General features: G+C 68.8%; 24 protein-coding genes. 10 read left to right on the forward strand and 14 right to left on the reverse strand.

Features of this window, described 5'->3' with window-relative positions; all coding sequences use genetic code 11:
* Positions 1 to 9: 9 nt before the first annotated feature.
* Together QHF83_RS07635 and QHF83_RS07640 are read right to left on the reverse strand one after the other, a co-directional pair.
* Positions 10 to 234 (reverse strand): hypothetical protein, encoded by a 225-nt coding sequence (locus tag QHF83_RS07635; RefSeq protein ID WP_136928993.1) that lies wholly within the window; start codon positions 232 to 234, stop codon positions 10 to 12.
* Positions 235 to 554: 320 nt separating this feature from the next.
* Positions 555 to 2,606: a DUF2330 domain-containing protein gene (locus tag QHF83_RS07640; RefSeq protein WP_282417094.1), complete on the reverse strand. Its 2,052-nt coding sequence runs from the start codon at positions 2,604 to 2,606 to the stop codon at positions 555 to 557.
* A gap of 211 nt (positions 2,607 to 2,817) precedes the next feature.
* On the opposite strand from QHF83_RS07640, the gene QHF83_RS07645 reads away from it, so the two are divergent.
* The 5 genes from QHF83_RS07645 (at position 2,818) to QHF83_RS07665 (ending at position 6,183) form a co-directional block, all read left to right on the forward strand.
* On the forward strand, positions 2,818 to 3,444 hold the full coding sequence (locus QHF83_RS07645; RefSeq protein ID WP_282417095.1) for a MerR family transcriptional regulator: 627 nt from the start codon (positions 2,818 to 2,820) through the stop codon (positions 3,442 to 3,444).
* On the forward strand, positions 3,441 to 3,869 hold the full coding sequence (locus QHF83_RS07650) for a DUF2203 domain-containing protein (protein WP_282417096.1): 429 nt from the start codon (positions 3,441 to 3,443) through the stop codon (positions 3,867 to 3,869). The genes QHF83_RS07645 and QHF83_RS07650 overlap by 4 nt, the downstream gene beginning before the upstream one ends.
* A gap of 5 nt (positions 3,870 to 3,874) precedes the next feature.
* A complete protein-coding gene (locus QHF83_RS07655) occupies positions 3,875 to 4,438 on the forward strand; it encodes a GTP cyclohydrolase I (protein ID WP_282417097.1) in 564 nt (187 codons plus the stop codon).
* A gap of 61 nt (positions 4,439 to 4,499) precedes the next feature.
* The gene (locus QHF83_RS07660; protein ID WP_282417098.1) at positions 4,500 to 5,153 is read left to right on the forward strand and encodes an LON peptidase substrate-binding domain-containing protein; all 654 of its coding nucleotides are present in this window, start codon (positions 4,500 to 4,502) and stop codon (positions 5,151 to 5,153) included.
* 49 nt (positions 5,154 to 5,202) lie between these two features.
* Positions 5,203 to 6,183 carry a hypothetical protein gene (locus QHF83_RS07665; protein ID WP_282417099.1) on the forward strand — a complete coding sequence of 327 codons (981 nt, stop codon included), beginning with the start codon at positions 5,203 to 5,205 and terminating at the stop codon, positions 6,181 to 6,183.
* A 55-nt stretch (positions 6,184 to 6,238) separates the two neighbouring features.
* Here QHF83_RS07665 and QHF83_RS07670 read toward each other — a convergent pair whose 3' ends face one another.
* Together QHF83_RS07670 and QHF83_RS07675 are read right to left on the reverse strand one after the other, a co-directional pair.
* A complete protein-coding gene (locus tag QHF83_RS07670) occupies positions 6,239 to 6,763 on the reverse strand; it encodes a hypothetical protein (protein WP_282417100.1) in 525 nt (174 codons plus the stop codon).
* Positions 6,760 to 7,335, reverse strand: coding sequence for a hypothetical protein (locus tag QHF83_RS07675; RefSeq protein ID WP_282417101.1), 576 nt, complete (start codon positions 7,333 to 7,335; stop codon positions 6,760 to 6,762). Before QHF83_RS07675 ends, QHF83_RS07670 begins: the two co-directional genes overlap by 4 nt.
* A gap of 333 nt (positions 7,336 to 7,668) precedes the next feature.
* On the opposite strand from QHF83_RS07675, the gene QHF83_RS07680 reads away from it, so the two are divergent.
* Positions 7,669 to 8,802, forward strand: a complete 1,134-nt coding sequence (locus QHF83_RS07680) for a hypothetical protein (protein WP_282417102.1) — start codon at positions 7,669 to 7,671, stop codon at positions 8,800 to 8,802.
* A gap of 14 nt (positions 8,803 to 8,816) precedes the next feature.
* On the opposite strand, the gene QHF83_RS07685 is transcribed toward QHF83_RS07680, so the two are convergent.
* Positions 8,817 to 9,452 carry a TetR/AcrR family transcriptional regulator gene (locus QHF83_RS07685; RefSeq protein WP_282417103.1) on the reverse strand — a complete coding sequence of 212 codons (636 nt, stop codon included), beginning with the start codon at positions 9,450 to 9,452 and terminating at the stop codon, positions 8,817 to 8,819.
* Positions 9,453 to 9,561: 109 nt separating this feature from the next.
* On the opposite strand from QHF83_RS07685, the gene QHF83_RS07690 reads away from it, so the two are divergent.
* Entirely contained in the window at positions 9,562 to 10,281 is a 720-nt protein-coding gene (locus tag QHF83_RS07690; RefSeq protein WP_282417104.1) for a Coq4 family protein, read from the forward strand.
* A gap of 4 nt (positions 10,282 to 10,285) precedes the next feature.
* Here QHF83_RS07690 and QHF83_RS07695 read toward each other — a convergent pair whose 3' ends face one another.
* Positions 10,286 to 10,933 (reverse strand): hypothetical protein, encoded by a 648-nt coding sequence (locus QHF83_RS07695; RefSeq protein ID WP_282417105.1) that lies wholly within the window; start codon positions 10,931 to 10,933, stop codon positions 10,286 to 10,288.
* 216 nt (positions 10,934 to 11,149) lie between these two features.
* Here QHF83_RS07695 and QHF83_RS07700 point away from each other — a divergent pair, with 216 nt between their 5' ends.
* A complete protein-coding gene (locus QHF83_RS07700) occupies positions 11,150 to 12,070 on the forward strand; it encodes a DUF3800 domain-containing protein (RefSeq protein ID WP_348980430.1) in 921 nt (306 codons plus the stop codon).
* A 441-nt stretch (positions 12,071 to 12,511) separates the two neighbouring features.
* On the opposite strand, the gene QHF83_RS07705 is transcribed toward QHF83_RS07700, so the two are convergent.
* The 3 genes from QHF83_RS07705 to QHF83_RS07715 all read right to left on the reverse strand — a co-directional run bounded on the left by QHF83_RS07705 (position 12,512) and on the right by QHF83_RS07715 (position 14,751).
* On the reverse strand, positions 12,512 to 13,171 hold the full coding sequence (locus tag QHF83_RS07705) for a hypothetical protein (protein ID WP_282417107.1): 660 nt from the start codon (positions 13,169 to 13,171) through the stop codon (positions 12,512 to 12,514).
* 297 nt (positions 13,172 to 13,468) lie between these two features.
* On the reverse strand, positions 13,469 to 13,978 hold the full coding sequence (locus QHF83_RS07710) for a hypothetical protein (RefSeq protein WP_282417108.1): 510 nt from the start codon (positions 13,976 to 13,978) through the stop codon (positions 13,469 to 13,471).
* Positions 13,979 to 14,049: 71 nt separating this feature from the next.
* Positions 14,050 to 14,751 (reverse strand): hypothetical protein, encoded by a 702-nt coding sequence (locus QHF83_RS07715; RefSeq protein ID WP_282417109.1) that lies wholly within the window; start codon positions 14,749 to 14,751, stop codon positions 14,050 to 14,052.
* A gap of 156 nt (positions 14,752 to 14,907) precedes the next feature.
* Between QHF83_RS07715 and QHF83_RS07720 the strand changes: the two genes are divergently transcribed.
* Positions 14,908 to 17,655, forward strand: a complete 2,748-nt coding sequence (locus QHF83_RS07720) for a glycosyltransferase family 39 protein (RefSeq protein WP_282417110.1) — start codon at positions 14,908 to 14,910, stop codon at positions 17,653 to 17,655.
* Here QHF83_RS07720 and QHF83_RS07725 read toward each other — a convergent pair whose 3' ends face one another.
* Positions 17,656 to 18,261 carry a tetratricopeptide repeat protein gene (locus QHF83_RS07725; RefSeq protein ID WP_282417111.1) on the reverse strand — a complete coding sequence of 202 codons (606 nt, stop codon included), beginning with the start codon at positions 18,259 to 18,261 and terminating at the stop codon, positions 17,656 to 17,658.
* A gap of 100 nt (positions 18,262 to 18,361) precedes the next feature.
* Here QHF83_RS07725 and QHF83_RS07730 point away from each other — a divergent pair, with 100 nt between their 5' ends.
* Entirely contained in the window at positions 18,362 to 18,715 is a 354-nt protein-coding gene (locus QHF83_RS07730; protein ID WP_282417112.1) for a hypothetical protein, read from the forward strand.
* 153 nt (positions 18,716 to 18,868) lie between these two features.
* Here QHF83_RS07730 and coaD read toward each other — a convergent pair whose 3' ends face one another.
* From coaD to QHF83_RS07750, 4 genes are read right to left on the reverse strand one after another with little or no spacing between them, the layout of a single operon-like run.
* Entirely contained in the window at positions 18,869 to 19,354 is a 486-nt protein-coding gene (gene coaD / locus QHF83_RS07735; RefSeq protein ID WP_272418223.1) for a pantetheine-phosphate adenylyltransferase, read from the reverse strand.
* 3 nt (positions 19,355 to 19,357) lie between these two features.
* Positions 19,358 to 20,818, reverse strand: coding sequence for a hypothetical protein (locus tag QHF83_RS07740; RefSeq protein WP_282417113.1), 1,461 nt, complete (start codon positions 20,816 to 20,818; stop codon positions 19,358 to 19,360).
* Between the two features lie 26 nt (positions 20,819 to 20,844).
* Positions 20,845 to 21,687, reverse strand: coding sequence for a 3'-5' exonuclease (locus QHF83_RS07745; RefSeq protein WP_282417114.1), 843 nt, complete (start codon positions 21,685 to 21,687; stop codon positions 20,845 to 20,847).
* Positions 21,687 to 22,547, reverse strand: coding sequence for an SDR family oxidoreductase (locus QHF83_RS07750; protein ID WP_282417115.1), 861 nt, complete (start codon positions 22,545 to 22,547; stop codon positions 21,687 to 21,689). Before QHF83_RS07750 ends, QHF83_RS07745 begins: the two co-directional genes overlap by 1 nt.
* Between the last annotated feature and the right edge of the window lie 47 nt (positions 22,548 to 22,594).

Here is a 22,594-nt window from a genome sequence, read left to right on the forward strand (position 1 = left end):
GCTCCGCGATCAGCGGCAGAGCCTGCCGATGTCCGTGATGCGCTCCTTGAGCTCCTGCGGTGGCAGGAACACGCCCAGCGCGGCCTGGAGCGTGGGGAGCGCGCGCTCGAGATCGTCGCGCTTCATCTTCGCGGCATCGACGCCGATTCGCGCGAACGCCCTCTGGATCGTGCCCTTCGCGAACACCGGCGAAAGGCCGCTGCGCTGGACTACTTGATCGAACAGGGAGTCCACGCGCGCGCCATCCTTCGTTGAGCGGGTTCATGCATCCCGAGCCGATCGATCTTACCGGATCTCGGGGCTCGTGTGGCGCCTGGGCGATCTCCGCCCATGCCGCGGTGACGCTGTACCCCCTCGCGAGTCTGGCGCCCGGCGCAGTGCATGATTCTCGTATCCTACCATGCCGGCCCAGACGGCAACACGGCCCATGGGGCGATCGTCCGACGTTTTCCTGCCAAGCAGACGGGACCTCGACGCATGCCCGCTCGCCCCGGACAGCCCCGGAAGCGGGCATGCAGAACGGCGCGCAAAGGCCGACGCACCAAGGCTCCCTCTCAGGTCGACGAGCGCTCGCGCCGGGGTTTGTCCTTGCCGCCGCCGCCGCGCCGTGAGCGATCGGGCCGCGCCAGGCGACGAAGCGGCGCGAGGATGGCGAGCAAGCCCAGGGTGATGACGGACGCTTTCGGCCCGCGCTTGCGCATCTTTTTCGCTGGCGCGCGGTGCGCGGCCGACGACGCGTCGTCGTGGTGGGACGCGTCGATCGTCGCGACGCGTCGATCCGCGCGGCTCGCCTGGCGCGCCTCTTCCCAGTCGCCCCAGTCGTCGCTGTCGTCGTCGGTGTCGCCGCTGCAGTCCGAGTCGCTGCTGTCGCTGCTGTCGCTGCCGTCGTCGGTGTCGCCGCTGCAGTCCTCGCTCGACGAATCGTCGTAGGAGTCGTCGTAGGAGTCGTCTTCGGACGTGTCGCCGCTGCAGTCCTCGCTCGACGAGTCGTCGTAGGAATCGTCGTAGGAGTCGTCTTCGGACGTGTCGCCGCTGCAGTCCTCGCTCGACGAGTCGTCGTAGTAGTCGTCCTCGGTGGTGTCGCCGCTGCAGTCCTCGCTCGACGAGTCGTCGTAATAGTAGTCATCGCCGCCGCTGCCCGTGTCGTCGGGGACCACCGGATCCGCGGTGCCCACGCAGGTGCAGGCGACGTCGCTGTCGTAGTCGTCGTCGTAGGAAGAGCCGGCCGATCCGCCGACACCCACGCCCACGCCGTTCGATCCACCTTGCCCGCCCGAGCTGCTGCTCCCTCCCGAGCTGCTGCTGCTGCTGCCCGTCGTGCTGCTGCTGCTGTTGTTGCAGGAGGCGAGATCGAGGCTCGTCGCGGTGAGCAAGGGATCCACGTCCGAAGCCGCCGGCTCGAACGTCACGGGCCACGTGCTGCCGGCCGCGTTTTTCGCGATGAACATCGTCGCGCGCGTGAGCACGGCGTCCTTCGGCACCATGCCGGAGAGCGCGACGGCGAGGTCGTCCGTGATGCCGCCGCAGCGCAGCTTCGCGGGAGCGATCTCCGCGCCCGCGGGCGACTCCACGCACGGAGGCCCACCGTCCACGATGCCGAGCCCTGCGCGCGGACACGTCTCGGCCACCGGAGAAGCTTCGTCGAGCGCGAGTGCGGCCGTCGTGATGCAAGCCGACGTGCTCGGGTTGCCATCGCCGTACATCGCGGCGCGCTGGAAGAAGCTCGTCACCACGCCCGTGACCGAGCCCGTGCCGTTCGCGATCGGCAAGTTGCGCACGAGCGCGTCGTGGCTCGCCGCCTCGATCAACACCGCGCTCTTGCCCCAGGCGAGGAGCTCCTGCTCGCGCAGCTCCACGTAGTTCGACGCGTCGCTCCCCGCCTCCCAGGAAAGAGCGTCCGTCGTGAGCGAGATCGGCTTGCTGCCCGTGAGAGCGGCCCTTCCCTTGCCGAGAAGCCACGCCGTCACGCGAAGATCCGCGGCGCCGGCGCGCGTGAGCGCGAGCGGGAGCACGGGGGCCGCGGCCTCGGACACGACGCGCAAGGTGGTGGTGACGAACGGCGCGCTCGGCGCGTCGAAGCGCTCGGCGAAGAAGCGTTTCCCCGCCATGTCGTCGAGCGCGGCGGCGACGTCGGGCGAGATGCCGAAGCCATGCAGGTTCGCCCATGCAAGGACCGCGGCCGCGTCCGGCAGGAGGACGGATTCGACGGGCGCGAGGCTCTCGGTCGCGCCGAGATCGTCGGTCACGTGGAACGGATCCGATCCGCCCGAAGGGTCATCGCCGGGGCACGTCGGGGTCACGCCGGTCGGCGGGAAGATACGCGGCGCGGTGGCGGCGTTCAGGGACTCGAGCCACGCGTCGGAGCTGTGATCGAGCGCGGCGCCCGGTGCGACGGGGACGATGATCCCGAACGGGCCGGCTTCGGCCGACGCGCGCAGGCTCGTCCAGAGCGCCGAGCGCGTGGGGCCGACGGCGACGGCCACGCGTTGCTCGATCGGCGTGACTTCCCCACTCGGGAGCCAGGCGCCGGCCGCGTCGGCGTGCTGGGTCATGGCGAGGGTCGTGATCGCGGCGAGGCCCGTGAGAGGGAGCAAGCGCAAGTGCATGCCGAGCCCATCAGCAAGCGACGTGCCTCCGCCGAATTCAAGCGACGATGCGGAGTTTCGTGCTTCGCCGCGCGGGGTGAGAACCGTCGTTCATAGCGGGCTCGCGCGAACGCGGAGGGAAACGACAACGCCGCATGTGCGGACCTGAACACGCGAGGGCACGCGGCGAGCCCCCTTGCCGGTTACGTAACCTCATGTACCCTCGGAACCCGTGGATCCTCATGCCCCAGCTCCGCGCACCGATTCGCCCGCCGTGGCGGATGCCCCTGCGGAGGCGGACCGCCCGCGCGAAACGCAGCTCTTGACCACCGGTGAGATGGCGCGGCTGTCGAACAGCACGCTCCGCACGGTGCGTTTCTACGAGGAAGAAGGCATCTTGCGGCCCGCCCGGCGCACCGACGGCGGGCATCGGCTCTTCGAGCGCTCCGAGCTCGATCGGCTGATGCTCGTGACGGACATGCGCATGGCCGGCCTGTCGCTCGACGACATCAAGGCCATCCTGGACGTGAAGAAGACGGCGTCGTCGGGGTCGGCGGCCGCGCAGCAGGCCACGAAGGTCCTCGCCGCGCGCATCGACGAGCTGAAGGAGAAGCTCGCGGTCCTGAACCGCCTGCGCGACGACCTCGAGGAGACCACGAAGATCGTCGAGCCTTGCATGAAGTGCGAGGACGAGAAGGCGTTCCCGACGGCCTGCGAGACGTGCACCGTCATGACGTCGCACCCGGTCCTGCCGCGGAGCGTGCGCGTGCTCTGGTCCATCAACCCGTGCAACCACGATCAGGCGCGCAAGGTCCTGGCGCAGCCGGGCGGGGCCGAGGGCGAGAAAGAGTCCCCTTGAGCGTCCGGCGGATCTGGACGCCCGCGGAAGCGAACGCGCTCGTGCCGCGGCTGTCACTCCTCGTCGGCGAGCAGATGCGCCGCGCGTTCGACATCGACCAGCGCCTGCGCGCGATGCGGGCGCGAGGCCAGGGCGGCCGCTTGCTCGTGATGATCGAGGGCGAAGAGGCGCTCGACCCCGAGGAGCGCGCCCTCCGCGCGGAGCTCTTGGTCTACGAAGACGGCTGGCGCGCCATCCAAGAGCTCGGCGTGGCGGTGAAGGATCCGCGCATCGGCCTCTGCGATTTCCTCGGGCGGATCGAGGGCCGCGACGTCTGGCTCTGCTGGCGGTACGGCGAGCGCGTCGTCGAGCACTGGCACGAGCTCGACGAGGGGTTTTCCGGGCGCAAGCCCATCGGGATCCCTTCGAAGCCGCTGTATAACTGACCATCATGATCGATCGCAGAGCAGCCGCGCGGGCCGTGGAGGACTTCCTGCGCGCCCTCGGGCACGAGCCAGTGGGCGAGCTCGAGGGAACGGGCGAGCGCGTCGCCGATGCATGGGCCGACGACCTGCTCGAAGGCGAGTCGATCGACGCCGCCGCCGTCCTGCGCGAAGGCTCGCTCGGCGTGACCGACACGGGCACGGGCATCGTCGTCGTGCGTGATCTCGCGGTCACGACGATCTGCCCGCATCACCTCTTGCCCGCGTTCGGCTCGGCGATCGTCGCGTATCAGCCGGGCGCGCGTGTCGCTGGCATCGGCACGCTCGCGCGTGTCGTCGACGTCGTGGCGCGCAGGCTGACGCTGCAGGAGCAGATCGGCGCCACGGTCGTCGACCTCATCGGCCGCGAGCTCGAAGCGAAGGGCGCGCTCTGCAAGCTCTCGCTCACGCACACCTGCCTCGTCTCGCGGGGCGAGCGGAAAACCGGGGCGATCGTGGAGACCTTGTCGTTCAGCGGATCGTTCGCCACGAGCGAGGGACGCGCGCTCGCGCTCGCTGCGCTCGGCCGCTGACGCGCTTCCGTTCGAGGGCATCGGCGTACGCCCCGCCTGTGGTGCGTGCTACGTTCGTTCGATGAACACCCTTTCGGATCTGCTGGAGGCGCTCCCGGCGTTGCCCCTCTTCCCGCTGCCGAACACGGTGCTCTTTCCCGGCGCGCTCCTGCCGCTGCACATCTTCGAGCCGCGTTACCGCGCGATGGTGGCCGATGTGCTGAAGACACACCGCTCGATGGCGATCGTCATGATCACGAACGAGCGACCCGTGGACGCGCACGGGCATCCCGAGATTGCCGAGGTCGCTGGGCTCGGGACGATCCTCGACCACACCGAGCTTCCGGGCGGTCGGTACAACATCCTCCTCCGGGGCCGCGTGCGCGTGCGTCTGTCGGAACTTCCGTTCGAGCCGCCGTATCGGCGTGCGGCTGCGGAGGTGCTCGTCCCGCCGGACGAGGAAATCACGCAGAGCGAACTATCGGCGTTGGTATCGACCGCGACGGCGTTCGCGCAGTTCGTACGCGAGCGGGATCGTGGCTTCGAGTTTCGCTTGCCGCGCGACGCGAAGCCGGCTTTGCTCGCCGATCTCTGCGCCCACCATCTCGTACTCGACGCGCGTGAGCGTCAAGCGATCCTCGAGACAATCTCGCCGCGTGCGCGTGTTCGCCGCGTGGCCGAGGTCCTCGCGATGCAGAGGCACACGCTCGCGCCGGGCGGGCGCGAGCTGAATTGAGCGCGGACGGCGCGTGCGCCGCGCTCCCCATGGGCTACTCTGGCCGCCCATGACCGTGAACGTCCCCCCTGCCTCCGCCGTCGCGCCGATGATCGTCAAGCACCCGGGCTGTCCCGAGTGGGGCCTCGGATATCTCTCGGAAGAACGCGACGACAAGCGCTTTTACGATTTCGAGGACGGCATGAGCCACTCGATCGCCAAGGCCTTCTGGTCGAAGCTCGAGCCGGTCACGCTCGGCGCTGCGGAGGCGCGGGCCCTCGAGAAGAAGGTCCGCGGGCTCAAGGATCAGAGGTCGCCGTCGGGCAAGCCCAAGCAGAAGGCCGTCGCGCCCGTCCTGCCGAACTTCGACGCGCAGTTCTCGCTCTTCCTCGAGATCTTCCCGGGCGGCTTCTCGAGCGCGCGCTTTGCCAAGGAGGAGCGCGGCGTCGAGGACCCGAACCCGACCGCGAAGAAGGCGAAGGCCACGCGCGCGATCGCGATGGCCACGGCGCGTGATCTCCTCTCGCGCGAGGTGCTCGACAAGCAGATCCAGGCCGGCGCGTTCGCGGAGATCGTCGCCAACGTGCGCACGATCCACAAGGCCGCGACGGGCCTCTTGCACCCGCTCGGCGACATCATCCCGTTCAGCAAGATGGCGGCCGAGCACGACCGCGCCGTCGCCGAGGCGGTGCGTGATCTGCTGCATGGAACCGACGCGTACGACGCGCGCTTCGATCGGCTCGTCGCCGTCCTCGGGAAGGCGAAGCTCGCGACGTGGCCGCTCGCGACCGTGCTCTCGGCGCTCATGAACCCGGAGGAGCACGTCTTCGTAAAACCGTCGTTCTACGAGAAGCAGGCGGCGATGATGAGCTTCCCGCTCAAGTACGAGCGCGCGCCGAGCGCGGCCGCCTACGAGCGCATGCGCGCGCTCGTCGACGAGGTCGCGCAGCAGCTCACGGCGAAGGGGCAGACGCCGCGCGACAAGATGGACGTCTACTCGTTCATGGCGCGGACGATGTCGCCGCAGCAGCCGCCGAAAAAAGGCGCCTGAGTCGTCTTTGATCGACCCTCTCCCCTCGGAGGGAGAGGGGTTGGGGGTGACGGAGTCATCCCCTTTCGTCCTCGTCACCCAGAGACAGCGAAGCATCGAGCAGCTCGCCGAACGTCGCGGAGCGGTGGGCGCGTGCGGGAGATCCGAGCGCGACGAGCTCGTCCTCCGGCAGCACGCGCCGCACGACGTTCGGCCCCGCGGCCGCGTTCTGCTCGATGAGCACGCGCGTGCCCTCGACGGGCGTCTTCCGCTCCACGCCGAGCCAGCCGGCTTTGCGCGTGGGCGGAGGCTCGGCCGTGAGGCCGTCGATCTCCCAGGTCGAGTAGTCGTCGACGCGCTCGTCGACGCGCTCGGGCACGCGCACGCTCGCGACCTTGCGCGAGGCTGGGGGGCGCTCCTCGGACTCGGCCAGCGGCTCGGCTTCGGGATCGAGGATGCCGGGCAAGGCGTCGTCGAGCGGCAGCTCGTCCTTGAGCGAGCGCGGTTGTCGTGACGAAGCGGGCGGCACGAGGTCCGGCGTGGACTTCGAAACCTTCGTATCCGGCGAGCCGGGCCAGTCCTGGTCGTCGTCGTCGCTCAAGCGTCACCTCGGGAGGAGGCCCCGTCGAGCTCGGCGAGCACCTCGGCCCATACCGTGCCTCGCGCGAGCTCCGCGCGCATCCTCGCCGTCGCGCCGGCGTTGCTCACGAAAAACCGCGCGCGCGCCTCGACGCGCTCGAGCCGCACCACCCGCGCGCTCTTGCCGCTCGCCACGGACAGCGCGCCTTCGAGCGCGATCTCGCAGAGCTCGTCGCCATCCCCGCCGAGCGGCGATCCCCCCACGACGAACACGAGCGCGCGGCCCCACCGCTCGAGGTCGAGCGCGCCGAGCCCTGCGAGCGCCCATGCGGCGGCGAGCTCGGAGAGCGCGGCTTCGGGGCTCGCGTCGAGCATCGCGCTCGTCGGGTCCGCGCCTTCGGAGGCGAGGCGTTTGGCGGCGGCGCGACCGATCGACTCGCCGAGGGCGCGACCGAAGACGCGACGCGCGGCGGGGCTCGCGCCGCCCCAGAGCGCCATGAGCGCGGAGGCGGGCACGACGAGGCGCGCCTCTCCGCCGAGCCGCACGAGCCCTTCGGCGAGGTCGAACGACAAAGTCCCCGCGTTCGTGTACATACGCTACCCGTGTCGAGCGGCCTTCGGAGCCCGACGAGCTCGGACTTCATGGTTGTAGGGCGTCGCGCCGAGGGGTGTCAAATGGCGGCGTCGCGCCCGTTGCGCGGGCGCTCGCTCCTCGGGTGGGCAGCGCTCCTGGTCGCTGCCGTTGCCGCAACCGCGCCCGCCGCCGCCTCCGCGCCCGCCGCCGCGTCCGCCTCTGCCGCCGCGCCCGCTCCCGCCCGTCCCGCCGGTCCCTCCGTCCTCCCCGCCCGCGAGCGCCCGCGCGCCGCTGACGTCCCCAGGGCCGCCTGTTCCTTCCTCGCGCCCGTCTGCGTGCACGCGGGCGTTTCCGTGGCCGAGGGCTCGATCCTTCGCGCGCTCGCCTCCGCGGAGCGCTCTCTCCGCGCCATGGCCGCGCTCGGCTTGCCGCTCCCTTTGCCCGACGACGATCGCGGCGGCGATGCGCGCTACGACCTCTACCTCGTCGAAGACGCTCTCCCGCCCTTCACCGTGCCCGACGGCATCGCCACCGGCGGCGCCTGGGACCGCGCCGCCGCGTTTACCGTCCTCCCTCCGCCCGATCCTGCGGCCGGCTGCGAATTCGACGCGTCCATCACGCGCGCGCTCGCCCATGCCTCCGTCCTCCGCCTCGACGCTGGCGCCGAGCCTTCCGCCATTGGCATGGTCGGCTCGGAGCTCGCCTCTACCCTCGTCGATTGTGGCCTCCTCGACGCCGCCGCCGTCGACGACTTTCAGCGCGCTCCCGAGCGCTCGATCACCGCATTCGGGACACCCGACGGACCCACGGGCGCCTTCCTCTTCACGCGTTTCCTCGACGAAAACTACGGCACGGGCACTCCTTCCGGTGTCCTCTTCGGCCTCCTCGCCGTCGCCGGCCAGCGCACCGAGCCTTCTGCCCTTCATTTCGCCAACGAGCCCGACGTCTTCGACGCCTTGCGCAGCAATGCCCGCGGCCGCGAAAAACCTTTCGAGGACCTCCTCCTCGAATTCGCCATCGATCGCGCCTTCGTCGGCTCGCGGAGCGACGGCGGGCACCTCGCGGACGTCGATCGATTCGGCGATTTCGGCCGCGTGCGCTTCGAATGGTCCGTCGCCTACGACAGCCTGCCACGAAGGCTCGCGCCGCTCCGCCCGATCGAGCCGACCGGCGCGACCTACCTCTGGCTCGATTTGCAAGGCGCGCCCGAGGACGCCGAGATCACCTTCGCCGCGGACTGGGAGCTCGGCGTGTTCTTCCACTGGGCCCTCGTGAAGATCGATCGCACCGGCGCCGAGGCCGGCCGCGTGGCCCTCGCCGGCATCAATGGCGCGACGCACGCTGACCGCACGATTCGCGACCTCCGCGGCCTCGCCGGCCTCATGGTCGTCGGCGTGCATGCCGGCAGCATCGACCGGAGCCACCCGTTCGACCCCGACGAGGGCCCCGAATTGCCCCGCGCGTATACCGTCACGCTTTACAAATGATTCTGCGGACGACGTCACTCGCCATCGAGCTGTCGCAATAACACCCGCGTCAGCCATGCGCGGAAGCGCGGGCCTGCGTCGTCGCCTTCGAGCCCGGCGTTCGTGAGCATCGTCCTCCCGAGGACCGACGAGCCGAGCAGCGCGAGCGCCGCGAGCACCACCACGTGCGCCGTGTCCTCGCGCGTCTTCGGCTCGAGGCCCTTCTCGTGTCGCTTCACCTTGCGCATGGCGTGCGTCGCGTCGACGACGTCCGCGAGACGCACGTCGACCGCATCGAACGGCTCGCCCTCGAGCGCGAGCCACATGAGCACGCGCCCGTGCCCGCTCGTCGACAGCGCGTCGAACACGGCCTCGAGCATCGCCGAGAGCTGCGCCTCGTCGCCGCTCGACGCCCGGATCGCCTCGATCAGCTCCCTGTGAATCGATGCGAGCGCGCGGCTACAGACCGCCTTCACGAGCGCCTCGCGGCTGCCGAAGTGGTGGAGCACCGTCGGGTGCGACACGCCGACGTCGGCGGCGACCTCCTGCAGACGGATGCCCGAGGGGCCGCTCGACACGAGGCGCTTCTCCGCCGCCTCGAGGATGAGCGCGCGCGCGCTTTCGGCGTCCCGACGAACGCGGGGTTTCGGTTTGCGACGCGAGGTGGACACGCCCCCAACCTCGCATGTCCCGGTGTTGCCGACAATCTTGTTGGTAGTTGTTGACAACATTGTTCATAGTGTACATCCTCCAGATCATCCCTGCTTCGGAGGTCTTCCCATGGCCAAGTCGCACACCCGCATCGAGCTTGATCGCGCCCTGCGCGCCGCCCGTATCCTCGCCGCCGATCCCGACGACCTCCCGCAGGTCTTCACGATCATCGAGGCCCTCTCGGGCGGCACGCTCCAGCGAATCGCCGACCGCATGGCGAAGAGCGAGACCGGGCGGAAGCTTCTCGCCGAGCGCAAGGACATCGTCGACGTGCTCGCCGACCGCGAGGCGCTCGCGCGTCTGCCCGAGGGCTCGCTCGGTCGCGCCTACCTCGCCTTCGTCGAGCGCGAGAACATCTCGGCCGACGGCATCCGCGAGGCCGCCGTGCGCGGCACGACGGGCCGAACGCCGTTCCCCGAGCCGATCGAATGGGTGCACGGCCGCATGCGCGACACGCACGACCTGTGGCACGCCGCCGTCGGTTATCAGGGCGACGTCCTCGGCGAGACCGCCTTGCTCGCCTTCACCCTCGCGCAGACGTATAACCCCGCGATCGCGCTCATCGTCGCGATCGGCCTCGTGAAGACGCTCGGCAAACCCGAGGCGCGGAGCGTGATCCTCGATGGTTTCCGCCGCGGCAGGAAGGCGGCGTGGCTCCCCGAGCAAGACTGGGCGTCGATGCTCGCGCTCCCGGTCGACGAGGTGCGCCGCCGCCTCTCGCTCGAAGCGCCGCCGCATTACAAGCGGGTCAATAGCACCGAGCTCAGGGCCGCCGCCGCCGCCGCGTGACGATTCAGGTGACGATCGGCACGCACAAGCTCTGCGTGCCGTTGATCGTCCCGGCCGCGTACCCGAGCACGCCTTGCAGGAAATACCCGGGCGGGCAGGTATCCGTGAACGGCACGCCGCCGGAGCCGCCGAACGAGGGCTCGATACTGCCCGGCGACCCCATTTGCACCCAGGGCCGCACGCGGGCGCAGCGCACCCCGATGCGATCGAGCGTCGTCGCGGCGCGGCCCCTGAGCGCGATCACGGCCTCGCTTTGCGGGCATTCCGAAAAGAACTCGTCCCCCGTCGCTGCCCCGATCATCGGCCTCTCGTCCCGATTCGCGAACGTGCCATTCTCCAGCATTCGCGCACAAATCAGCCCGAGCGCGGTCACCGTCGTATCGCTTCGCCCGCGAAGCCCGACCACGAGCTCGTCCTGCGCGCACGTCAATGCGTAAGCATCGCCGGTCGCGGCGCCGCGCAGATCGAGGAGGAGCGGCGTGGTGGCGTCGATCGAGTACTTGGCCTGCGCCTCGGTGGTCGGGGGCGGCGTGGGCGCATTGGGATCGAGGGTGAAAAGAGCGGACGGCTCGGGAGCGGGTTCGCACGCGGTGAGGGCGAAACACGCGGCGAGCGTGAGCAAGGGCTTCGCAGGGGAGGGGGGCGCAGGCATGGTGAGGGAGCGAGCGGGCAGCGGGTGTGCCAGGGGGGCGGGCGCGGGGGTTGGGGGGGCGATGCAAGCCCATGGCGCTTGACACGAGGGGGGGCTCGCATACTAGGTAAACGATCAAGCCTGGGGGGCCCTCAGTGGCCATCGGGACTTCGTCCCGCCCCGGGCTTCCATTTTTTTGTTATTTGTTTTCGGCACAGGTGGCGATGTACCTACTTTATGTGGACTCGTCTGGCACCCCCGAGATGCAGGACCACTCCACGGAGTACGTCCTGGTCGGGGTGGCCGTGCAGGAGGGGCCCATGGGTCGCCCTCGACCGGGATTTGGCTGCCCTCAAGAGGGGATATGGGCTTGATTTGACCGGCGGGGAGCTACACGCGAAGGATTTTTGCGTGTCGATTGCGGAGCAGGATGAGATCCCCGGCTTTGAAGCGCTCTCCCATCAGCAGCGACGGGATGAAGTGAATCGCCTCCGCCGTGAGAAGTTGAAGAAGTATACCGACGCGAACAAGCGCAGGTCCAAAGAGGCTCATTTTCGTCGTACGGATCCTTTTGTGCACCTGAGTCGGCGAGAGCGCAGCCAGCTTCTGGAGGATGCGCTCGACATGGTGGGAAAGGCGCGCGTCAAGCTGTTCAGTGAAGCCATCCGTAAAGCGGATGCTCCCGGGGACGTGGTCACGCAGGCTTTTCAGCAGGTCGTTTCACGATTCGAGTATTACCTGGAGTGGCGCAACTCCGAACCTGACGGGCACATCAACAAGGGCCTGCTCATCATGGACCAGGAGGGCGCTCGTGAAGCTTCCTATCGGTCGATGCTGGATGAGTTCCGCAAGAGCGGGCACCCGTGGGGAGCGCTGCGGAACGTCATCGAGGCGCCGTTTTTCGTCGACAGCTCGTTGTCGGGCTTCACGCAGCTCGCGGACGTGTGTGCATACGCCGTCCGGCGCTACCTCGAAAAAGGCCTTGAACCAGGGTCGCACGAGGAGAGGAATTTCCTACGGATCTTTCCGAAGTTCGACAGGAGCGGCACGCGGTTGCATGGCTTGAGGCATTCTTGCACGAAAGGCACGTGCCCCTGCCTCGTCAGTCGGCAACGTGGGCATGCGGGGGACATGGCCGGAACGGCGAACGATATCTGACGACGCGCGGCGTTCTGGTGCCCCCTGAGCCGGCTGCCGCCTTGTGGTCGTATCCCGGGGCAAGCAGGCAGCGGCGGAGCGGAGCGAAGGGACGTCGGGAGGAAGGCTGGTTGCGCCGAGGCGGAGCGCCGGGACGTCCGGAAGGACGCGCGCTCCGAGACGGGGCAGGACGTGGACGGCTGGAAGGACGACGGTTGCGACGTCGTGAAAGACGGGTTGTTTCGGCAGAAGATGGGCGCGGGTCGGTGTGGAGGATGCGTCCCTTGGGAAGGATGACGCCTCCGCACGGGCGGAGGGCGCGTCCTTCCGGAGGGACGCGGGCTGCGCCGCGCCGGAGCTGACGTTCTTCGAGGTGGGGCGACGGCTGCGAGATGTAGAAACGCGAAATCTGGCGAGGGACGCACGTTGCGAGAGCCCGCGCGTCTCAGCGACCGGTCTTGCTCAGCCCGTCGGCTCTTTCGCTGCGCGTCGCCGGCCTTCCTTCAGGAAGAACGTCTCGGCGAGCGCGGGCCTCGCCTTGTAGAAATCCCGCAGCCGACCGTAGGCGCTCTCGAGCTGTTCCCGGATGGCCCTCCGCGCGTCGAGCTCCGCCTGGAATGCGGCTTCGACCGCGTCCTCCGCGGCTTCCTCCGCCTCGATGGCCTTCTTGAACGCCTCGTGCGCCGCGTCGAACTTCGCGAGCATCGCGGCGACGAGCGGGTGACCGCTGAATTTCGCGATTCGATCCCGCAATGCATCCAGGGTCTTGAGCTGCGATGCTCCTTCGGGGTCGATCTCTTTGCCATACCCCTCGGGGAACACGGTGGTCCGCGCATTCAGCGTCTGGTCCTCGCGATCGACCTTGGCGAGGTCCCCGTCGATATCACGGATCACGTTCTCCAGGGCGATTTCCGCCGCGTCACTCGTCGCCGACGCGGCGACCGCGTCATCCTCCGCGTCTTCATGAGCGCGCGCCTTCGCCTTGAGGTCGGCGAGCTTGAGGGACATCTCCTCGTGGAGCTCGGCGTGGAGCTTCGTATTGCCCGTCTTGACCTTCGTGCAGTGATAGCCGGCGGCGCGCTTGTGAGCGGAGGTGCCGTCGGTGGGGCGGAGGCGACGCATGAGGGGTCCTTTCTGGGGTCGAGGGTGGGGGAGCGTACGGAGGTGAGCGGGTGGGGGGCAAGGGAAATGTGGGGGAAGAGGGAGAGCTTCGCGGCAGCAACAGCGGGGCGCATCGCCGACGCGACTCCGTAGCCAGAGGTCCTGTGAGGCTTCGCCCTCGCCGGCGCGCGCCGTGAAGTCCGCCTCGACCCGCTTGTCATCGGCGGCGACGTCGGCGAAGCTCGGCTCCCGCGTCCTCGCATAGGTCTTGAAGACGGCGAGGCACGCTTTGAGAGCTCGTCGCGGAGCTCACGGGGTTCAGTCTTCTTCCGGGGTGCTGCGGCGCGCCTCGTCGATCCGCCGCGTCCTCTTCCCCGGGATTTGTTCGCCCCTTCGTTGGGCCAGGAGCTCGTCACGGAGCTTCAGCAGGTCTTCGAGGTGGTATTCGAAATAATCCGTGTCGCTCTGCGTCGCCCTCGCTTCTTCGAGCCCTCGCTCGAGCTCGGCGACGAGCGGCTCTAGCACGGCGAGCCCCTCCTCGGGGTTCTCGTCGTACCGACAGCAATCCGCATAGAACCAGGTCATCGTGTATTGTCGTTCCCTGTTCGAGAAACCGAGGCGAACCATGTCCTTCCAGACTTCGCGGCAGACTTCGAAGGGGGGGTGCTTCGCTTGCGCGAGCGTGAGGATCGTTTCGGCGATGCGTCGCCTCGTCTCGAGCACGTCGAATTCATCGTCGCATCCGCGCACCACGAACTCCGCCTCGAGCCGGCGGAAGTCATCCACGGCCTCGGCGAAGCTTCGCTCCTTATCCAGAGACTTGACCAAGAGGCGGTCGCTGGCGTTGCAGAAAGCCAGCTCCTCCCCCTCCATCTCTCCTCCAGATTCACGCTTGTCCCTCATTTACACGTCTCCCATTTGGACATCATGATTTTGTCGGGCCATTTGCCCTCCCCACGACACTTTTCAAAGCACGTCCTACATCTCGAATGGTTCCATACACTCCCCTTCTTGCTTTGTAGAGGCGAGTCGAGGCAGTCGTTCAGGAGCTCTTGACACGGGTCATCGTCCCTCTTTCGAACCGTCTCCACAATATCCGCCTTGCTGAGCTCCAGCGAAGCGGCGCACACGATGATGACGGCGGGGCCTACTTCGATGACGAGGTCGGCGAGGGCGATCGCCACGGCCACGAGCGCAGGGTGCCCGACGAGCCCACGCTCGTCCGCCGCCTGCCCGTTCGCAGGCGCGGGCGACGCGGACAGGCGCAGCTTGCGCAGCCCGAGCAGCTCCTCGGGGACGGTCATGCCTCGCAGCGCGATCCGCATGCATGCCGCGAGCTCCATATGGGGCATGCCTTTGCTCTCCACATCCGCGACGTGGCCGTCTTCGTCGACCTTCACCGTGACGTCGAACGTGTAGTATCCGCCCCTGAGCTCGCCGCCGAGCTCGTCGACGCACGCGCGTAGGCGCTCCGCGGTGGCGTCGGGGACGCGTGGGCGGTCGTCCTGCTGCGCGGGGTAGACGATCTTGGCCGAGCAGCCGAGCGGCACGAGCGCCGCCGTCGCGCAACCGAGGATCCCGAGCGCGAGGAGGGGTCGCACACGCGGAAACTTCATTTCCGGAATGCGATCAAGAATGTTCGTCCCTGTCAATGTGTGTGTCCGCCCTCACGGAGCGTCCGCCCGGTCCGTGCCCTCCTCCCCCTTTGCCCCGGCTCGAAGGCTTGCTAGTGCATGGCCTCCCCGAGCCCGCGAGCCATGAGCGAGATCAAGCAAGATCCGACCGACGAAGCCGACCAGGAAGCCGACCGGCGGGACGCAGAGCCGGCCGCGGAGACGGAGACGGAAGCGGGCCCGGACGCGGAAGCGGAAGCGGGTTCGGAAGCGGACGCGGACGCGGACGCCGACTCGGAAGCCGAAGCGGACGCAGACGACGCGGACGCCGACGAATCCGACGAACCCCCCGCCCTCGAACCCCTCCTCCGCCCCGGCAACCCTCTCCAGCTCGTCCGCGGCACCTCCACGCTCGCCACCGGCGCGCTCGTCGCCTTCCTCCTCATGGCGCTGCGCCCGCAGTACCGCGTCGGCGTCCCGCTCGGCATCGTCGCCATCCTCGTCGCCACCTTCGGCCTCCTCGACCTCTGCGGCACCTTCGACGACCCCGACGACCGCGTCGCCAAGCGGCTCGCGCTCGCCGACCTCGCGGGGCCCCTCGGCCTCTTCGGCGGCTCCGTCCTCGGCCTCTTCGGCGCCGTCTCCCTCGCCGTCGCTGGATACATCGGCCCCATCGGCGCCGGCCTCGCCGTTCCCGTCTGTTTTCTCGGCGCCGTCATCGGCGTCTACCGCGTCGGCGACAAACTCGGCGCCTGGGAAAAAGATCCCGCGGGCAAATCCATCCCGCTCCTACGCCGCCACGGCTTCTGGCTCGTCACGCTCGTCACGCTCCTCTACCTCCCGGCGCTCGGCAGCCATTCGCTCAGCGATCCGTGGGAGACCCATTATGGCGAGGTCGCGCGGGAGATCCTCGCGCGGAACGACTGGGTCTCGCTCTGGTGGGCGCAGGACGGCTGGTTCTGGTCGAAGCCCATCCTCGATTTCTGGATGCAGGCGATCGCGATGGCGAGCTTCGGCGTCCGGTATCAGCCCGGCGCCATGCTCTCCGCCGTCGCCGAGGGCCGCGAGCCCTGGCCCGAGTGGGCCGTGCGTTTGCCGATCTTCCTGCTCACGCTCGTCGCGACGTATCTGCTCTACAAAGCCGTCGCGCGTGTGTTCGGTCGTCGCGCCGGCTTCCTCGGCGGCCTCGTGCTCACCACGATGCCGCAATGGTTTCTGGTCTCGCACCAGACCGTGACCGACATGCCCTTCGTCGCCACGATGTCCGCGGCGATGGCCCTCTTCCTGCTCGGCATTCACGAGGACGAAGGGCGCGAGGTGCGGGTCTACGAGGTCTCCGCGTTCGGCGCGAAATATCGTCTGTCCGCGTATCACCTCGTGCTCGGCGCGATCATCGCCTGCGCATTGCCGCAGATCCTCTACCTCGTCTCGCGCAACCTCGAGATCATCCCGAATCCGTTCTCCCTTCGTCTCCACGCGGACGCCTTCCGCTCCGGCTCGCCCATGAATTGCGGCCTGCCGGGCAACCAGCCCTGCGGCGACGCGTTCCCCGTGCTGAAGGGCCTCCAGCCCGCGCTCCAGGCGCTGCTCTGGATCCAGGCGCTCGGCCTCTTGCTTTACATGTGCTGGGGCGAGCGGCGCGCGCAGCGGCTTTATTTCCTCGCGGCCTGGTTCTTCGCCGCCCTCTCCACGATGGCCAAGGGGCCCGCAGGTTTTGGTTTGCCCGTGCTCTGCGCCCTCGCGTACATCGTCGTCTCGCGTCGTTATCGCGACCTCCTGCGCCTCGAAATCGTCGCGGGCCTCTTGATTCTGCTCGCCGTGGCCCTGCCGTGGTTCGTCGCGATGTATGCGCGGCACGGGCAGCCGTTCACCGATCGGCTGCTCTTCCACGACATGTTCAAGCGCGCCTTCACGCACGTGCACGACACGAACGAGGGCGACGACGTGGGCTTCCGCTTCTACGTCTGGCAGCTCGGCTACGCCATGTTCCCCTGGACCGGCCTCGTGCCGGCGGCGCTCGTCGCGTGGCTCAGGCGCCGCGAGGAGGGCGATCGAAAGAGCGACGCCTCGATCTTCCTGGCGATGTGGTTCCTCTTCGCATTCGCGCTCTTCACGCTGATGCTGACGAAGTTCCACCATTACATCATGCCGGCCCTGCCGCCGGCCGCGATGCTCACGGGCATTCTGCTCGACGAGATGGTGCGGCGTTCGGGCGCGCAAAAGGTGACCGACGCGTTCGCCGAGCAATACGAGCGGGTCCTCTGGGGCGCTTCGGGGATCGCGGGCGGCCTGCTCGTCTTTTTCGTGGGGCGTGATCTCATGGGCGCGCGCGAGGGCATGCTCGGCCCGGTGCGGCTGCTCCACCTCTTCACCTACAACTACAAGCGGGCGTTCCCCGCGACGCTCGATTTCCGGCCCGCGCTCCTCTTCTTCACCTGCGCCGCCGCCCTCTTCACGCTCGCCCTCGTCTGGGCCCGCGCCCGCCGCCACGTCGTCACGGGCCTCTGCGCCGTGTCGGTGCTCTTCGCCGCGTGGGGCATCGACGTGTACTTCGTGAAGACCTCGCCGCACTGGGGGCAGCGCGAGACCGTGCTCGCGTATTACCGCGCCAAACAGGAGATCCCCGGGCCCGTCATCGCGTTCCAGATGAACTGGAAGGGCGAGAACTTCTACACGGGCAATACCCTCCCGGCCTTCGTCTCGAGCGGCAAGAAGTTCCAGGACTACGTGCTCGAGCAGAAGAAGAAGGGCGTGAAGACGTTTTACTTCATGACGGAGCACGGCCGCATGGGCTCGCTCGCGAACGAGCTCGGAGGCCCGCGCATCTTCGACAAGCTCACGACACCGGAGCTCAACAACAAGTTCGGGCTGGTGCGCGCGACGTTCGAGTGATCAGGGGCAGGCGTCGAGCGCGCTGATCGTCCGGGGCTTCGTCTGCGCCGTGGGCGACGCGCTCCATTGCCTGTAATACCGGCAAGCCGCGGCGTGGTCTCCCTGGGCGAGCGCGGTCGTCGCGAGGTGGAAGAAAACCACATCGCCCGGCAAAATGCGGTACGCCTCCTCGAATCGACGCCGCGCCTCGGCGAAGTCCCCCCGATTGGAGGCGAGGATCGCCTCCTTGAAGGCGCGTGCCGCGAGGATCTTCGGGGTCTCCGGACAGCCGTCCTCGTCCTCGAAGCCATCCCGGTTCTCCGGCTCGTCCGGGCACTTGTCGCTGGCGTCCGCCACCCCGTCGCCGTCGTTGTCGATGTCGGGACAGCCGTCAGCATCCGCAAAACTGTCACGATCCTCGGGTTCGCTCGGGCAGCGGTCCGTGTCGTCGGGGATCCCGTCGCGGTCGGTGTCGTCGAGCCGGTCCGTGTCCTCCGACGCACCGTTCGCGCGCGTCGGATCCGCGGTGGGCGCGGCGACCTCGACGACGGGCGTGGCAGAGCGTTCGGGCTGAGCCGCACAGCCGACGCAGGCGAGCGCGAAGAGAAGGGACGAACCGAGCCGCATGGCAGGGAGTGTCGGCGCGAGGTGTGACCAAAGCAACGGGCTTCCGTGGGCACCGTGCCGGGGGCTGTCCCGTCCCGCGGCCTCGGGCTACGCTTCCTCCATGCGCTCGCGCGCCACGCTCCAGGATGCCCGCTTCGAGCAGACCGATCCGCGGCGCCTGGTCGAGTACCACGACCCCGAAGAGTTCGATCGCATCGACTTCGCGATGCGCGCGCTCGACCTCCTCCGGCCGAAGCGGTTGCGCATCGCCGTCTACAAGACCGTGAACGCCGTCCAGATCGAGACGGTGGAAGACCTCTCGCGCGAGGGCTACCGCATCGCGAGCGTGGGCATTCCGCCGCATGCGAGCCGGGAGCACATCGCTTATGCGCTCGCCGAGCTCGCGGGGGTCGCGTCGGTGCCGTACGTGGTGCGGACGCTGCTCGCGATGGAGCGTTCGGCCCCGTATCGCTAGAACATCGATCGGTTTGCAACCGCTCGATGTTCTAGCTTTCTTGTCCCGAGGGGGACGCCTCGCGTCCCCCTCTCGTCCGGGCAAAGCCCGGCCGATTCACCCCCCGAGGGAAGATCGCTCCGCGATCTTCCGAGCATCGAACCGGTCGATGCTCTAGCGGCCGAACTTCTTGCGCAGCGCCTCGCTCACGGCGGGCGGGGCGTAATGGCTCACGTCGCCGCCGTGGCTCGCGATTTCACGCACGAGCGAGGCCGAGACGAATCCGTAATTCGTGCGCGTCGGCAGGAAGACCGTGTCGATGTGCGGCGCCATGTCCGCGTTCGCGTGCGCGATCTGGAGCTCGTACTCGAAGTCCGTCGCGGCGCGCAGGCCCCTCACGATCACGCGCGCCCCGACACGCTCGCAATACTGGAAGAGCAGGCCCTCGAACGAGTCGACCGTGAGGTTCGGGATGCCCTTCGTCACCTCGGTGAGCAAGGCGAGGCGCTCGTCGAAGTTGAAGAGCGGGTTGCGCGTCGGGTGGCGGCCGATCGCGATGATCACGCGGTCGAAGAGCTTCGCCGCGCGCTCCATCAGGTCGAGGTGCCCGAGCGTCGGCGGATCGAAGCTGCCGGCGTAGACGGCGATCGGGTGCTGCATGGCTCAGCGCTCCGGGGCCTTCTTCGGGGGCTTCGCTCCACCAGGGGGGGCGTTGCCTCCGGGCGCGAGGCCTCCGCCCGGCGGCGGGAGCAGACCGCCCGGCTCGCCGAGCCCCGGCTGCGGGCCGAAGGGCGAGAGCGGATCGGGCATCCCCGGCATCGCGTCCTCGGGGAGCGGCTGATCGCTCCCGCTCTGGGCCAGCATGCGCTGGATGAGCAGCCCCGTGTCCTCGAGCCACATGAGGCGGCCCTGATCGCCGAACGTCACGCGGAACGGCGCGAGCAAGCCCGTGCCGAGCACGCCGTCGATGTCGAGCGAGATCTGTCGCTCGATCTGCTCGACGGGCGTGCCGAACACGCCGGGCACCTTGGGCACGTCGAACGCGCCGAGGCGCACCATCGGGACCACGCCCTCGCGCAGCTTCTGCTCCGGATCCTCGGCCACGACCTTGAGGTCCTTCGCCACGGAGCCCGCCTTCTTCCAGCCGCCCTCGTCGAGCGCGAGCGGGAAGGTCATCGACGTGTCGAGGAGCAAGCTCACGGGCTCGCCGCGCTCGCCGCCGAACTTGCCGCGCAGGATCATGCCGCCGCCGCGGATGTACGAGAGATCGACGCGCGTCGCGTCGGGCGGCGGGGGCGGCGAGAAGCTGCGCGCCACGAACTGGTGGCCGTCGTAGTCGATCGTCGCGTGCAGGTGCCGGAGCAGGTTCACGCCGAGCAGTGCCTTGATCGGCGCGCCCATCTGCTTCGAGACGCCCGAGAGGTCCTGCGTCAGCGCAGGCACGTCGTGCACCTCGAGCTTCTTGCCGAAGCGGAGCGAGATCCAGCTCGGCTCGGGGCGCGTCGCGCTGTCGAGCACGACCTCGGCATTGCCCGTGGAGATCATCGCGAGCGCGCTCTCGCCGTCGATCTCGACCGGCACCACGAAGAACGGCGCGAGAGGGCTCACGTGCGGCAGCTCCACCGCGGCGAGCAGCGCGCCCGAGAGCGCGAACGGCGTGCGGCCCGAGCCACGCCGCGCGAGCTTCGTGATCCCCTTGGCCCAGTCGTCGACGACGTCGGGATCGTTGAGCATCGCGTCGAGCTGATCGGCGGCGGCTTCGAGGTCGCCCTTGTACCAGAGCGCGCGGCCGCGCAGGCCCGAGGCCTCCGAGCCCTTGATGCCCTTCAAGAGGCGGAGCGTCTCGGCGTAGTCGAGACGCGCGAGCGCGATGCGGGCTCCGAGCTTGCGGACCTCGGGGTCGTCGGGGACGATCGCGAGCGCCCGCTTCACGGCGTCGTGCGCGTCGTCGATGTCGGCGACCTTGAAGTCCTGCATCGCGCGCTGGAACCATTTGTCGGCCGTGGCAGGCCGCGCATTCTGGAGCGTGCCCGCCGTGGGACACCCGGAGAGGAGCAACGCGAGCGCGGCCGCGCCGAGGAGGGAGAAGCGGCCCAGCGGCCGATCGGAATCTCGTCGAGACATACTGCTTCCCACGGACGTTTCGCTTTCTACTTTCCCGCTTCGCCGGGAGCTTCGATCAGCAGGATCCGATCGGCTCGTAGCTCCCTGCGGCTGCGCGAGGGAAGCAGATAGCCGAGAACCCGCGGAGGGTCGAGGTCCGTTCGCACGCTCGTCACGCAGAACTCGAGGTCCTCGGGGCCGCGATGGGCGGGCCGGTAGCGCAGACGCACGGGTCTCCCGATCTCGGCCGCCGCGACGGCCGCCGCCACGATGGCCGGACGCGCGTAGCGTTGTCCGATACGAACGTGCCAGAGATCCCGCGGCGTCGCGGGCGCGAGCACCTCCCGTATCTTCTTCCAGACCTCGCGCAGCGCGTGCACGTCGTCCTCGGCCCGGTGCGCGCGGGCCTGCGTCACGCCGAGCGAGGCGCAGAGCGATCCGAGCGCGTGCGTCGGCAGTGCGAAGGCGCGGCGCGAGAGGACGAGGGTATCGAGGAAAAACGGAAAGCGTTCGGGCCGGTTCGCCCGCGCGAGCTCCGCCTCCAGGAATGTCACGTCCCACGAGGCCGCGTGCGCGACGAGGATCCCGCCTTCGCACACGGCGAGCAGCTTGTCGGCGATCTCCACGAACGTCGGCGCGTGCGTGAGGTCCTCGCGCTGGATGCCGTGCACGTGGGCATTGCCGAACGTGCTGTCGTCGGGACGCACGAGCGTCGTGAGCGACGCCTCGACATGGCCTCCGCGCGTGCGCTCGGCGCAGAGCTCGATCACGCGGTCCGACGCGGGCCTTAGCCCCGTCATTTCCAGGTCCAAGAAGACGAGCGGCGCCTCGTCGATGGGGTCGTCCCACGGCGAACCCCGTGGCGGACTGGCTGCCTCCGCCGTCGCCATCAGTCGCTCGACTTGGGCTTGTGGCCTCGCATCATCGCGATGACGGGCTTGATCGTGTCGGGCTCCATCATGGCGATCTGGTTGAACGTGCCGCCTTCGGTAAGCCACGCGCCGCCGTCGATCGTGATCACGTCCCCCGTGATGTACGCCGAATAGTCGCTCACCAGGAAAGCCGCGAGGTTCGCGAGCTCCTCGTGCTCGCCGTAGCGGCCGAGCGGGATCTTGCTCTTGGCGACGCTGTCCATGCCTTCCGGCACGAGCGCCTTCCACGCGCCCTCCGTGGGGAAGGGGCCGGGCGCGATGCCGTTCACGCGGATCTTGTATTTCGCCCACTCGACGGCGAGCGAGCGCGTCATCGCCATCACGCCCGCCTTCGCCGACGCGCTCGGAATCACGAAGCCGGAGCCCGTCCACGCGTACGTGGCGAGCATGTTCAGGATCACGCCGCCCTTGCCCGCCGCGATCATCCGCCGCCCTGCGGCGAGCGTCGCGTGGAAGGTGCCGTTCAGCACGATGGAGACGACGGCGTTGAAGCCGTTGGGGCTCAAATCTTCCGTGGGGCAGAGGAAGTTTCCAGCCGCGTTGTTGATCAAGATGTCGATCGATCCGAACGTGCGCTCGGCCTCGGCGACCATGGCCTCGACCTCGGGGAAGTGCCTGACGTCGCAGCGCACCGCGAGGGCTTTTCCGCCGCGCTCGCGCACTTTTTCGCATGCAGGCTCGATGTGCCCGGGGTCGCGGCTCGTGAGCACGAGGTTCGCGCCGAGGTCGGCGAGCCCGAGCGCCATGGAGAGCCCGAGGCCCGTGCCGCCGCCGGTCACGATCGCGGTCCTGCCTTGCAAGCATCGATCTTTGAACATGCGGAGCCTGTAAGCGATGGAGAGCGCGGGGCAAAGACCCGCGGCCG

Source organism: Polyangium sp. 15x6 (assembly GCF_029960785.1).
Lineage (GTDB): Bacteria > Myxococcota_A > Polyangia > Polyangiales > Polyangiaceae > Polyangium.